The sequence below is a fragment of the Alkalimarinus alittae genome (assembly GCF_026016465.1).
In the GTDB taxonomy this organism is placed as follows: Bacteria; Pseudomonadota; Gammaproteobacteria; order Pseudomonadales; family Oleiphilaceae; genus Alkalimarinus; species Alkalimarinus alittae.
In genome coordinates this window covers 1,679,695-1,692,470 of record NZ_CP100390.1, presented here as the reverse complement: position 1 = coordinate 1,692,470, position 12,776 = coordinate 1,679,695, and the positions used below count along the sequence as shown (strand labels likewise).

Below are 12,776 nucleotides of genomic sequence, written 5' to 3'. Positions count from 1 at the left end.
TCAAGCCATCAGCTTAAGCGCTTAATATTAACCCCTTTACTTTGCCACCGGCCATGCTGTAAACACAGCTTTCAACAATGTCGCAAGTGGGATCGCAAAAAACACACCCCATAATCCCCACACCCCACCAAAGAACAGCACAGAAACAATGATAACAACGGGATGGAGATTAACTACCTCAGAAAAAAGTAACGGCACCAAGACATTACCATCTAGCGCCTGTATCACGCCATATACAAGCATCAGGTAGAAGAAATCAGACCCCCATCCCCACTGAAACAACGCAATCATAGCCACCGGAATAGTGACGATAGCGGCCCCGATATACGGCACTAGCACTGACAAACCAACCAGAATAGCCAGTAAAGCAGCGTAGTTTAGCCCCATAAATACAAATGCCACATACGTCGCCACACCCACAATAAGAATCTCAACTACTTTACCGCGAACATAATTAGCGAACTGCAAGTTCATTTCATGCCACACGCGAGTCATTAGTTTCTTTTCGGTCGGCAAAAGCGCAGCTAGAGAGCTCAGAATAACTTTTCTATCTTTAAGGAAGAAAAACACCAATATTGGCACTAACACGATATATATCAATGCCGTTACAAATACTGGAAAGCTTTCTATTGAGAACGATACAACCCACTGACCAAACTTTGCGGCTTCAGTGGTGGCTTGATTAAACAGGTTATTAACCGCGCTCTCACTTAATAGTGACGGATACTCTTGGGGTAAAATCTTTATATAGCTTTGAAGCTCCGTAAACATTCTAGGAAACTCTTTAACTAACGACGTCACTTGCCCAAGCACGAGCGGCAGCAGTAAAAACAAAAAGACGAAGAACAACCCAATAAATAAAAGGTAGACCGCTAAAATAGAGCCTGTTTCATTAAGGCCTCGCGATACCAACTTACTTACAAGTCCTTGTAAAATGAAAGCTATCACCAAACTGGCGATAACGGGTGCTAACATTCCACCCACTAAAACAACAACCGCCAAACCAGCGATTAATAAGATAAAGAGAACAACAGCCTCTTCATCTGAAAAATACTTTTCTACCCACGAACGCACTATATTTAACATTCAGGCTCCTTTAATTGGCCTTTAATATATCTCTAAAAAACAGCTATTCACCTTTTAATATCAAATAACAATAGCTGTTATTATTTTCTACGCTTTTAAGCAATTGATTAGCACTCAAATCGGTGAATGACTTAAAGTCTCTTACCGAACCCGGGTCGGTGGCTTTAACCAACAAGGTTTGTCCTGCATCCATTATATTTAATGCCTGCTTAGCTTTGAGTAAAGGCATTGGGCAATTCAGGCCTGTGACGTCCAACACCTGATCAGCATCTAACGCTTGGTCTTCCATTTTTATACCTGTCATCACAACGTGAACCGTGTTTTTATCAATTTTAAATTCTATTTATTAGTTTTTTATACGAAAAGTACTCAGAACCAACAAGTTATAGCAATTATCGCAGTAAAAGCATTAATTACCCTCAATTGTAACTTAACTTGTTTGCAATATGCTGCGGTTAAGAAAAATATCAATAAGAATGCACCTTGATGTTACCCTAATAACAGTTTATTTTTGTTACTTTACACTGTTTTACAACTTTCCTGGGCTGCGTTTACATGAATAAATGGTTCTTTTTCACCCGGATACTCTTCCTATGGTTAGCATGCACTCATGCATCGGTTAGTCACGCCACCTCAAATGAGTTGCCTACTCTGGGAGACTCTACTTCTGGATTTATCTCGCTACAGCAGGAGAAAATTTTAGGCAGCTCTTGGCTACGCTCTCTTAGAAGGCAAGTCAAAACCTTTCATGACCCCTTAACCTATAGCTATCTAACCAGCTTAGTATTTAGATTAGCGCCCAACTCAGAGCTTACTCAGCGCGATCTTAACCTTGTAATTGTAGACAGCTCTGCTATGAACGCGTTTGCGGTTCCTGGTGGCGTCATGGGGATAAACGCCGGACTGTTTATTCACTCAGGGTCAGAACAAGAATTTGCCTCAGTTATCGCTCACGAAATCGCCCACTTAAGTCAGCGACATTACGCGCGTAGTTTAGAGCGCCAGCAGAAAACCACTCCCCTCGCATTAGCGGGTCTTCTCGCAAGTGTTATTATTGCAGCGACAACCGGTTCAGATGCTGGCATCGCAGCCCTTGCAAGTACGCAAGCACTTGCCATTCAATCACAGCTAAGCTATTCACGGCAAAATGAACAAGAGGCTGACCGCATTGGTATTCAGACACTTTTTGATTCCAATATGGACCCTAAGGCCATGCCGACAATGTTTGAGAGAATGCTACGCGAAGCGCGACTCTACGGAAACAGGCCCCCTGAATACTTATCAACCCACCCTGTAACAGAATCGCGAGTTTCAGACTCTAGAAACCGTGCAGAACAATACCCTGTTAAAGCCTATACAGAAGACTTGGAGTTTCACCTCATTCGCAGCCGCGTTTTACTGCACTATTCAGAGTCTGGCGATGCAGCGGTTCGTCATTTTGAATCAGCCATCGACCAAGGTAATACATTCAATAAAGTAGCAAGCCAATATGGCCTTGCTATCGCCCTTAATAAGACAGGAAAGCCTGACGAAGCGTTAGTTGCTATAACCCCTCTTCTCGAACAATACCCTAATCGAATCATTTTCATCGTTGGCAAAGCCACTTTTATGGCAAAGAATGGACAACTCAATGAAAGTATTGAGTTATTAAGGAAACACTTGAGTAGAAATCCCGGAAACTATGCCATTAGCTGGGCGCTATCCAAGCAAATCGCGACAAGAGGCCAAATCAACGATCTGATAGAGGCCGAATCACTGCTTACAAGAATAGCAAGGAGCCACCCTAACGAACCCAAAGTTTGGTATACCTTAGCAGAGGTGAATGGCGAAGTAGGCAACATAGTGCAACTGCATCAATCTAGAGCAGAATTCTTCTATCTTATTGGCGAAATTGATGACGCCCTACTACAGCTGCAGCAAGCACTCAAGAAAAGTCAGGGGAACACTCAGGTCACTGCAATAATTCAACAACGAATTGATGATTTATATAAAGCAAAAAAGGGCATTAATTTCTAATACCCTTTTTGCTGCAAGCAATACGTTATAGCATTTATAACCGTATTACTTAAACGGCAATTGAAGCACTTGCCTTCTTCTTATTCGCTGAAAAATCAAGCATTCGCCTAAGTGGAATTAATGCTTTCTCTCTCAATTCATCATCTACGAAAATCTCCTGATCGCCCTTTTCAAGCACATCAGCTAGGTTATCTAGCCCGTTCATTGCCATCCACGGGCAATGAGCACAGCTTCTACAGGTTGCCCCTGTACCTGCCGTAGGCGCTTCTATAAACGTTTTACCGGGCGCTAACTGTTGCATTTTATAAAAGATACCGCTATCTGTCGCAACGATAAACTCGTTATTATCCATATCTTGAGCCGCTTGTATTAACTGCGACGTTGAGCCGACCACATCAGCAATATCAACTACAGACTCAGGGGATTCAGGGTGCACAAGAACCGCTGCATCAGGATAAAGATGCTTAAGGTCTAAGATACCTTTCGCCTTAAACTCTTCGTGCACGATACAAGAGCCATCCCACAACAATACGTCAGCGCCTGTCGCCTTTTTAACGTAGCCACCAAGGTATTTGTCAGGAGCCCAAAGAATCTTCTCGCCCTGCTTATCAAGGTGCTCTACCACATCTAACGCAATACTCGATGTTACAACCCAGTCAGCTCTCGCCTTAACTGCGGCTGAAGTATTAGCGTAAACCACAACCGTTCGGTCCGAGTGCTGATCACAGAAAGCCGAAAACTCATCTGCGTCACACCCTATATCGAGCGAGCAAGTCGCTTCGAGCGTAGGCATTAATACGCGCTTTTCAGGATTAAGTATTTTGGCCGTCTCACCCATAAACTTTACACCTGCAACCACCAAGGTCGAGGCAGGATGCTCATTACCAAAGCGTGCCATTTCTAATGAATCAGAAACGCAGCCACCCGTTTCTTCGGCCAACTCCTGCAAAATCGCACTGGTATAATAATGCGCAACAAGAACTGCATTTTCACGAATCAGCAAGGCTTTAATTTTTTCTTTAAAAGCCGTTCGCTCTTCAGCACTTAACTCTAATGCTTCATGCTCATGCGCAAAGTGCTCTTGTACAAGAATACTGTCAGACGTTTTACTCATTAATGATTCACCTAAAAAATACGATCAAACGATCAAAGCTGATTAACATCTATCACTGCCGAACCGATTAAAAACACAGCACCGATTTTAGATCAATTTCGATAAGGCCCGATATTTTATCAGATTCCATTTCTAGAAACGAAAAAAGGGAGCCTATTAGGCTCCCTTTTAAACATGGTGGGTCGTGGGCGGCTCGAACGCCCGACCAATTGGTTAAAAGCCAACTGCTCTACCAACTGAGCTAACGACCCAAACTGGTTTGATAATGATTGGTGCTTAATTCGTTAAACTTTCATTTAACGTTATTTCGCTTGAACTAAACCACCGATCTCTTATCTAAACTTTTTAACTTTAAATAAGTGGTGGGTCGTGGGCGGCTCGAACGCCCGACCAATTGGTTAAAAGCCAACTGCTCTACCAACTGAGCTAACGACCCAAACGAGGCGCATATAATACTGTTTTTTGACGGGATGACAAGTACAAATTTATATTTTTTAAATAACTTTTCAATTTTAGAAATTCGAAAGGTATTTCAACCACATTTATAGCTTTGTAATATATTCTTTAGCAAGCTTTGCTGCGGAGCTTTCAGGATATCGCTTTACAACTTCTGTAAGGTAAAACTTAGCATCTTTTAGGTTATCTAAGCGATGGTAGGTTGTTCCTAGCTTAAACATGGCGTCAGCTGCCTTACGGTGGTTAGGGAAACTCCCCACCACTACGGTAAATGCCTGTCTTGCCTGCTCAAATTTAGGCATTACCAAATAAACTTCGCCTAACCAGTAATACGCATTACCCGCTAAATCACTATCGGGATAAAGCGCTATAAACTTATGCAGTTCATCAACAGCCTGATCATATTTTTTCTGTTTAATCAGATCATACGCTTGCTGATATTCTCGTTGCTGCTTAGCTGAGGGCTCTGTTTTAACTTTAGCTAAACCTGCCGCACTCGTCGCCGTTAATGCTGCTGCCCCCTCTACTACAGTATTAGCACCACTAGGCGCAGAGGTATATGTGGCACCATTCAAATGAGGTGATACGTTGCTTGAGGCGCTGCTAGTCGACTCTTTAAGTTTTAGTAAGCGCTGATCCAGATCATGATACCTATCTCGTCCTTGCTGCTTTAACTGCTTAATTTGGTACTCTTGCTGCTCAACAATACCTCTAAGTGCTTGTACTTCTTGTTGCAGCTGCTCAACCAAAAATAATAATTCTGAGGTTGGACTGAGCTGTGTGGAAGTATTAGACGATTTAGAAGATGATGAAGCCGTAGACTGGGCTGAAGTAGCCTGAAATGCTGGTGTTGACTGTGCAATTGCGCTGTCTATAAAAGACAGCGCAAATACAAGAGAAAGTATTCTCTTCATGATATTGTTTTAAGACTCGTTTTATTTGTATTCGATATAAACACGACGATTCTTAGCCCAATCGCTTTCGCTCGTTCCCGCTGATGCTGGCTTTTCTTCGCCGTAGCTAACAACTTCAACCTGAGTGCGAGCTACACCATTTACAACAAGAAAACGCTCTACAGATTGCGCACGACGCTCACCTAGTGCCAAGTTGTACTCTTTAGTTCCACGCTCATCAGTATGACCTTCAAGCGCAACGTTTACATTTGGGTTGGCTGATAAAAATGCAGCATGAGCCATCAAAGCAGCACGAGACTCAGGTCTAACGGCAGACTTATCAAAGTCAAAGTAGAATGTACGGATTTCACGTAGTACCGCTTCTTCTTTTTCTTTTGCCTGACGCTCAAGCTCAGCTTGCTCTGCAGTCATGCCTTCAGTAGTCAAAGACCCAGATTCACCAGGTACGTTAACTTCAACACCACCAGATTGATCCATTGGTGTAACATCTGCACCTGAAGTCTCTACATCATCAGTAGTACTAGTAGATGCACAACCTGCTAAAACAGATGCTGATAATACAAGCGCTAGAGCGTGCTTAGTTGATATCGCTTTCATTGGTTTTCCTTAATTATAATTAAACAAAAATATTAACATGGGATATTGAGCTATAAAGTGCACACATCGATACAACTTAATCAATATCGTGCACGTTATTTAAAACAAAAAACACCTTATTAAATTCAAAATAGTACCCTATTCTAAAGCTAATAACGTTTTACTTCAAAAAAGGCGACCACGCAGGCTCCCTTACATCACCAAACTCTGCAGGTAGAAAGTATTTTGACCGTCCATCCACTGAAACTACGGCTAGTACGCCCTTTCTACCTCTTTGCGTTGAATAAATCAACATTCTATCGTTTGGAGCCAAGCTTGGGGACTCATCTAATGATGTATCCGTCAGGGTTAGCTCATTGCCAGTATCCAGATTCAACGTTGCTATATTAAAAGAACCTTGTGACCGATGCACATAAAAAATACTCTGCCCATCATCGCTAAAACGAGGGCGTGAGTTATAACGGCCTTTAAACGTAAGCCGCTCAGGAGTCTGGTCATTTATATTCATTCGATACACTTGAGGGCTTCCGCTTCTGTCACTTGTAAACACAAGCTGGCGACCATCTGGCGACCAACTGGCCTCTGTATCGATCGCATAATGCCGAGTAAGGCGTGTTAATTTTGAGGTCGCCAAATCAAGTCGATAAATTTCGGCATTACCGTCTTTAGATAACGTTAACGACAATGACTTACCATCGGGTGACCAAGCTGGCGCGCCATTCAACCCTTTATGTGCAGACACTAACTGTCGCTTTCCCGTTGCGATAACATGGGTGTAAACAGCAGGCCGGTTACTTTCGAACGATACATACGCTAGTTTTTTCCCATCTGGAGACCATGATGTAGACAAGATAGGCTCTGACGTTTTGAGTAAAGTAAATGAGCGCTGCCCATCTGCATCAGCAACCTGTAGGCGATATTCATCTTTACCATTCACGCTTTTTTGATGGGTTATAAATGAAATTTTAGTCGAAAAAGCACCTCTTATACCGGTCACCGCCTCATAAATAGCATCACTAATGTGGTGAGCTAAATCTCTCAGGCTCTTTTCACCACCTGAGACCACTTCTCCAACCACTCGTTTCTGCTGATTAACATCAAACAATTGATACTCAATTTTATAGGTTTTAGTGTATTCGGAATATTCTATCCCACCGATTAATAAGAAGTTTTGCTTCAAAAGTCGCCAGTCTCGGTAATACACCTCTTTTGCGCTCGTCGGCAAGCTCAGCATTCGATTGGTGGCCAAAGGGTCAAATTCACCACTTCGCTGAAGGTCTTCAGCAATAATCTTTCTAATATCCTGCGGGATCGCTTTTGTACTTTTATTGGCAAACGGGACGACGGCTATAGGGATTGCAGAGTCTGCCCCCTGAGTAATCTCAATCATCAATTCTGCGACTGACACGCGAGGAATGACTAAAATTATTGATAATAAAAAAGTAAGGTATACATTTCGATTTTGCAAAACTAATCTTCCTGATGACTAAATGACATACTAAATCGTCTAAAATTTCGCTCAAACACTCTGTTATCTGCAGGAACCGGATACTTCGAAATTGACGTTGCAGCACTCAGTGCTGAGCGATCAAATGTAGAGTCTCCGCTGCTTTTCAGAATTTCTGCACGGCCTAACTCCCCTGTAGGAAAAAGATGTAACTGCAGCACCACAGTTGAACCTATTTTTGCACCTGGTGGCTTATGCCAGTTTCGCGTAATTTTAGCGCGAATAAGCGCAATAAAGCGATCGACCTCATTCATTTCAGCTATTTGGTCGGCCTTTAATTGCGCTTGCTGAAGACGATCGGCTTCACGCTGCTGTTGCTGTCGTAGGCGCTCTTCAATTTCTTGTTGCCGCTCCTGCTCAGCCTTAAGCATCATTTCTTGTAATTGAGCTTCTTGCTGCTCTCGTAACAAGGCTTGTTTACGTTTCTCTTCTTCTTTCAGCTTTTCTGCTTTAATTCGTTTCGCTTCAGCTTCTTGCTTTTGTTTCTCTTCTCGTTGTTTCTTTTCCGCTCGTTTTTTCTGCTCTTCTTTCTTCTTTATCAAAGCTTTTTTTTGTGCTTCTTCTTTCTTTTTTTTATCTACCGCCTTTTTTTTCTCTAATAACTTTTTCTTTTCAGCGTCCGTTTTTTTCTTCTGTTCTGCTTTTTTCTTTTTCTCTAACGCTTTCTTTTTTTCAAGTTCTTTTTGCGCTTGTCGATCTTTTTGGCGCTGATTTTCTATTCTCTTTTTGGCCTGATCTGTTTCTTTCTTCTTTGCATCTAACACAGACGCATCAACGACGACGGCGTTAATATGCCGTGGAGCAACAACAGGCCTAACCTCTGCCTGAGAAGACCACCCCGAACCTAAAAGAGCCAACACTGCCGCATGAAGCACTAAGGCATACACAATTGATCGACGATAACTACGATCAAGTGTTTGCCAGAATTGCATTAGAAAACGTATTCCAGACTTCAATATATTTGTTTTAACTTGCTTTGCACCATTTTTACTCATGGGTTTTCAGTCACCAAACCAACACCCTCTGCGCCTGATTGCTGCAGTGCACTCATTAAATCTACCACAACACCGTATTCAACATGCCGATCCCCACGGACCAGCACATTCACTTTCGGGTTTTGCTTTAAAATAACCGCGACCCTTTCTTGTAGCGTGGATAACTCCATCGGCTTGCCTGTTTTATCACCTATTTCTAGATAATAGGCGGCATTCGAATCCACCGTGATAATCAGCGGCTCCTGTTCTGGATCCTGACTAACCGGATCAGAGGCTACTTGAGGCAAGTCGACTTTAACACCTTGCGTCAGCATCGGTGCGGTTACCATAAAAATAATCAACAACACTAACATGACGTCAATATACGGCACCACGTTAATGTCAGACATTGGCTTTCTGGATGATCTAGCCATTTAACACCTGTTTAATTGTTAGACTTAGCCCGTTTATTTACTAATAGTTGCACGTTTAAGCGTGAACTGTGCGATGCAAAATGCTCGAAAACTCATCAGCAAATGTTTCGTATGAGCCAACCAATGCATCGGCTTGAGCCGAGTAACGGTTATATGCAATAACTGCAGGTATCGCTGCAAACAAGCCCATAGCAGTTGCTACCAATGCCTCTGAAATACCAGGCGCAACCGTTGCCAAGGTTGCTTGTTGTACTTGAGCCAACCCCCTAAAGGAGTTCATAATCCCCCAAACCGTTCCAAACAACCCTACGTATGGACTTGTAGAGCCAACCGTGGCCAGAAAGGGTAAGTTTGCATCAAGTAAATCAGCCTCTCTTGACACAGCCACTCTCATGGCGCGCTGCGTTCCTTCCATAACTGCATCAGAGTCAGCACTTCCTTGCTGCCGTAATCGGGTGAACTCGTTAAAGCCTGCTTTAAATATATTTTCTAAACCACCTTGAGGCTGCTCTGCTGCGTTCAGTTCATCATAAAGCTGGTTCAGATCCATGCCCGACCAAAAGCGCTCCTCAAATGCTACTCTCGCTTTTTTCGCTTGTCTGAAAAGTGACCCTCGTTGAAAAATAATCATCCACGATAAGACCGATGCCGCTAAGAGCAAAAACATCACAAGCTGAACGATAAAACTGGCGTTCGCGACCAAGCTCCATATAGATAACTGTTCTTCCACCCATTCTCTCCCAATATACAATAATTAAAATATAGTTTGCCTTACAACGACTTAATTTAAGGCTTCAAGTAAATGCTTATCTAACGCTCTAGGCTTACCGCTATCCAGCGATACACATGCCACTTTAACTTCTGCAGACACTAATACTGTATTATTTTCATCTACTACATGCTGCTCAAAGACCAAATAGGTTTTACCCACTTTAATGATTTCTGATGTTACTGTAATCAAATCATCTAATCTGGCTGACTTTTTATATTTAATCTCTAGACTATGAACGACATAACTTATATTTTGTTGCATCCCAGTTCGTAGCTCTATGCCTAGGCTTCGAATATACTCCGTGCGAGATCGCTCCATAAACTTAAGATAGTTTGCATAGAAAACAATCCCACCGGCATCGGTATCTTCAATGTAGACGCGTATAGGTAAACTAAAGTGCTGATTTTTTCGGGTATTCATTGCCCGCCTCTCTCAAACTATCTACCTGCTTCAATGTATTAACCCTACCGCTATAGACTCGGCTGGCTTCGTTATTAACTATTGCTCGGCGCCGTTAAACCAAAATGTAACCAAGCACTTTTAGTGACCATTCGCCCTCTGGGTGTACGTATAATATACCCTTGTTGAATTAGGTACGGCTCTAACACATCCTCGATAGTGCCACGCTCTTCACTAATAGAGGCGGCCATACTTTCAATACCCACCGGACCACCTTCAAACTGTTCCATCATTGTAATTAACAGACGGCGATCCATATGGTCTAGCCCATGGCTATCCACCTTTAGTAAATTGAGTGCTTTATCAGCCATTTTTTGACTAATAACACCGTCTGATTTTACTTGTGCATAATCTCTCACGCGCTTAAGCAATCGGTTTGCAATACGCGGTGTTCCACGAGATCGCTTTGCTATTTCTTGCGCGCCTTCTGTTTCTATTTCGAGCCCTAACATTTTGGCCGACCGCATAACGATATGGGTAAGGTCTGCAGTACTGTAAAACTCTAATCGCTGCACAATCCCAAATCGATCACGTAATGGTGATGTCAGCAATCCTGCTCGGGTCGTGGCTCCTACCAAGGTAAATGCAGGCAACTCTAATTTGATTGAACGCGCCGCCGGCCCTTCACCAATCATGATATCCAACTGATAGTCTTCCATCGCTGGGTACAGTAGTTCTTCAATGGAGGCATTTAAACGATGTATTTCATCGATAAACAGTACATCACCCTCTTCAAGACTGGTGAGCATTGCCGCTAAATCACCCGCCTTTTCAAGAACAGGGCCAGACGTAGTTTTGATGGTACCATTCATTTCGTTTGCAATAATATTGGCTAGCGTGGTTTTACCCAGACCTGGAGGACCAAATATAAGCACATGATCAAGCGCTTCACCTCGCGCCGCCGCTGCACCTATAAATATCTCCATCTGCTCTGAAACCGCGGGCTGGCCGATATAGTCAGCAAGCTTGGTTGGACGAATAGCTCTATCTTGCCCTTCTTCAGAACGAGATTGAACAGACGTGGCGGATACCAGGCGATCTTCTTCGATCATTAATTACCTCTTACCATGCTTTTTAGTGCTAAACGAATCAACTCGCCACTGTTCAAGCCTTCGGCTTTACTCGCATTAACCGCCTTACTCGCTTCTTGTGGCTTATAACCTAGCGCGATTAAGGCTGACTCAGCCTCCTCGATCACACTGGATGCGCTAGGGGCGGTATTAAGTTCTCCACCATCCAGTAAATCAGCCTCTGGCATCCCCCAGTCTTTAAGCTTATCCCTTAACTCAATCAGTAGACGCTCCGCCGTTTTCTTACCCACACCAGGCAGTTTTACGAGGGTGGCAGCGTCATCGTCTCGAACACACCGCGCCAACTGGTCAGAATCCAAACCAGACAATATTGTAAGCGCAAGCTTAGGGCCTACACCATTAATTTTTATTAACAAGCGGAACAGGTCGCGATCTTTGACAGTTGAGAAGCCGTAAAGAAGTTGAGCATCTTCTCTCACAACCAAATGGGTATGCAGAATAATATCGTGATTCAGTTCCGTTAACGCAAATGACGTTGTGAATGGCACTTCAATTTCATAGCCAACCCCTTGCACATCAACAAGTAACAGTGATGGTTGTTTTTCAACTAATCTGCCTCTAATACGACCGATCAAAAGTAAATCCTCAATTATATTTGTTAGAACTGGACGCTACCTAATCTAAGTAGCAAACATCATAAAATTATTTTATTCGTCCTCGACGACTTGAGGTTGAGCCCGCTATTCGAATGAGCCCTTGGTAAGTATGCGCATGACATATTGCAATGGCCAACGCATCCGCAGCATCAGATTGCGGCTTACCAGGCAACGACAGTAGCGACTGAACCATATGCTGTACCTGAGATTTTTCAGCGCCACCATTACCCACAACTGCTTGCTTTACTTTTCGCGCCGCATACTCTGACACAGGTAGGTCTTGCATCACAGCGGCCACAATAGCAGCCCCTCTCGCCTGCCCTAATTTAAGCGCCGAATCGGCGTTTCTTGCCATAAAGACGTCTTCGATAGCGAATTCCTGAGGCGACCAACGTTCTATTATCTCAGTAACACCTGTAAATATTTGCTTCAGTTTTTCAGGTAGCGTTGTTCCTTGCATTCGAATGCAGCCGCTTGATATATACTCTGGCCGTCCCTGAACAAAGTTAATAACACCATACCCTGTGACGCGCGACCCAGGGTCAATTCCCAAAATAATAGCCATGTATCTGCCAAAGTAACCTGTAAGTGCTTATAGGTGAACGGATATAGATATAAAAAAGGCGGTCAATGGTAGTTATGCTACACCAATAGACCGCCCTTCAAAAGCCGCACTGCAAGCAAAGCGGCACAAATTGTAACTCTAACCATCAACCAAGTCAGATTAGTTTAAGCACTCAAGATCAAGCGCTTAAACTAC

At 43.2% G+C, this 12,776-nt stretch carries 14 protein-coding genes and 2 tRNA genes; 1 reads left to right on the top strand and 15 read right to left on the bottom strand.

Annotated elements, in window-relative coordinates:
- Positions 1-36: 36 nt before the first annotated feature.
- Entirely contained in the window at positions 37-1,086 is a 1,050-nt protein-coding gene (locus NKI27_RS07675; RefSeq protein ID WP_265049082.1) for an AI-2E family transporter, read from the bottom strand.
- A 43-nt stretch (positions 1,087-1,129) separates the two neighbouring features.
- Positions 1,130-1,390 carry a sulfurtransferase TusA family protein gene (locus NKI27_RS07670; protein ID WP_265049489.1) on the bottom strand — a complete coding sequence of 87 codons (261 nt, stop codon included), beginning with the start codon at positions 1,388-1,390 and terminating at the stop codon, positions 1,130-1,132.
- Positions 1,391-1,641: 251 nt separating this feature from the next.
- On the opposite strand from NKI27_RS07670, the gene NKI27_RS07665 reads away from it, so the two are divergent.
- Entirely contained in the window at positions 1,642-3,102 is a 1,461-nt protein-coding gene (locus tag NKI27_RS07665; protein ID WP_265049081.1) for a M48 family metalloprotease, read from the top strand.
- A 49-nt stretch (positions 3,103-3,151) separates the two neighbouring features.
- Here NKI27_RS07665 and nadA read toward each other — a convergent pair whose 3' ends face one another.
- The 13 genes from nadA to ruvC form a co-directional block, all read right to left on the bottom strand.
- Positions 3,152-4,216, bottom strand: a complete 1,065-nt coding sequence (gene nadA, locus NKI27_RS07660) for a quinolinate synthase NadA (RefSeq protein ID WP_265049080.1) — start codon at positions 4,214-4,216, stop codon at positions 3,152-3,154.
- Between the two features lie 175 nt (positions 4,217-4,391).
- Positions 4,392-4,467: transfer RNA gene (locus tag NKI27_RS07655), tRNA-Lys, on the bottom strand.
- A gap of 109 nt (positions 4,468-4,576) precedes the next feature.
- Positions 4,577-4,652 (bottom strand) — tRNA-Lys (locus tag NKI27_RS07650).
- A gap of 106 nt (positions 4,653-4,758) precedes the next feature.
- On the bottom strand, positions 4,759-5,586 hold the full coding sequence (gene ybgF / locus NKI27_RS07645) for a tol-pal system protein YbgF (RefSeq protein ID WP_265049079.1): 828 nt from the start codon (positions 5,584-5,586) through the stop codon (positions 4,759-4,761).
- Between the two features lie 21 nt (positions 5,587-5,607).
- Positions 5,608-6,183: a peptidoglycan-associated lipoprotein Pal gene (gene pal, locus NKI27_RS07640; RefSeq protein WP_265049078.1), complete on the bottom strand. Its 576-nt coding sequence runs from the start codon at positions 6,181-6,183 to the stop codon at positions 5,608-5,610.
- Positions 6,184-6,343: 160 nt separating this feature from the next.
- Positions 6,344-7,651 carry a Tol-Pal system beta propeller repeat protein TolB gene (gene tolB / locus NKI27_RS07635; protein ID WP_265049077.1) on the bottom strand — a complete coding sequence of 436 codons (1,308 nt, stop codon included), beginning with the start codon at positions 7,649-7,651 and terminating at the stop codon, positions 6,344-6,346.
- A gap of 2 nt (positions 7,652-7,653) precedes the next feature.
- Positions 7,654-8,685: a cell envelope integrity protein TolA gene (tolA, locus tag NKI27_RS07630; protein ID WP_265049076.1), complete on the bottom strand. Its 1,032-nt coding sequence runs from the start codon at positions 8,683-8,685 to the stop codon at positions 7,654-7,656.
- Entirely contained in the window at positions 8,682-9,098 is a 417-nt protein-coding gene (gene tolR / locus NKI27_RS07625) for a protein TolR (protein WP_265049075.1), read from the bottom strand. Before tolR ends, tolA begins: the two co-directional genes overlap by 4 nt.
- Before the next feature lie 55 nt (positions 9,099-9,153).
- A complete protein-coding gene (gene tolQ / locus NKI27_RS07620) occupies positions 9,154-9,828 on the bottom strand; it encodes a protein TolQ (RefSeq protein ID WP_265049074.1) in 675 nt (224 codons plus the stop codon).
- A 51-nt stretch (positions 9,829-9,879) separates the two neighbouring features.
- Entirely contained in the window at positions 9,880-10,290 is a 411-nt protein-coding gene (gene ybgC / locus NKI27_RS07615; RefSeq protein ID WP_265049073.1) for a tol-pal system-associated acyl-CoA thioesterase, read from the bottom strand.
- 74 nt (positions 10,291-10,364) lie between these two features.
- Positions 10,365-11,381 (bottom strand): Holliday junction branch migration DNA helicase RuvB, encoded by a 1,017-nt coding sequence (gene ruvB / locus NKI27_RS07610; protein ID WP_265049072.1) that lies wholly within the window; start codon positions 11,379-11,381, stop codon positions 10,365-10,367.
- Positions 11,381-11,995 (bottom strand): Holliday junction branch migration protein RuvA, encoded by a 615-nt coding sequence (gene ruvA / locus NKI27_RS07605; protein ID WP_265049071.1) that lies wholly within the window; start codon positions 11,993-11,995, stop codon positions 11,381-11,383. The genes ruvB and ruvA overlap by 1 nt, the downstream gene beginning before the upstream one ends.
- A gap of 67 nt (positions 11,996-12,062) precedes the next feature.
- Positions 12,063-12,581, bottom strand: coding sequence for a crossover junction endodeoxyribonuclease RuvC (gene ruvC / locus NKI27_RS07600; RefSeq protein ID WP_265049070.1), 519 nt, complete (start codon positions 12,579-12,581; stop codon positions 12,063-12,065).
- Between the last annotated feature and the right edge of the window lie 195 nt (positions 12,582-12,776).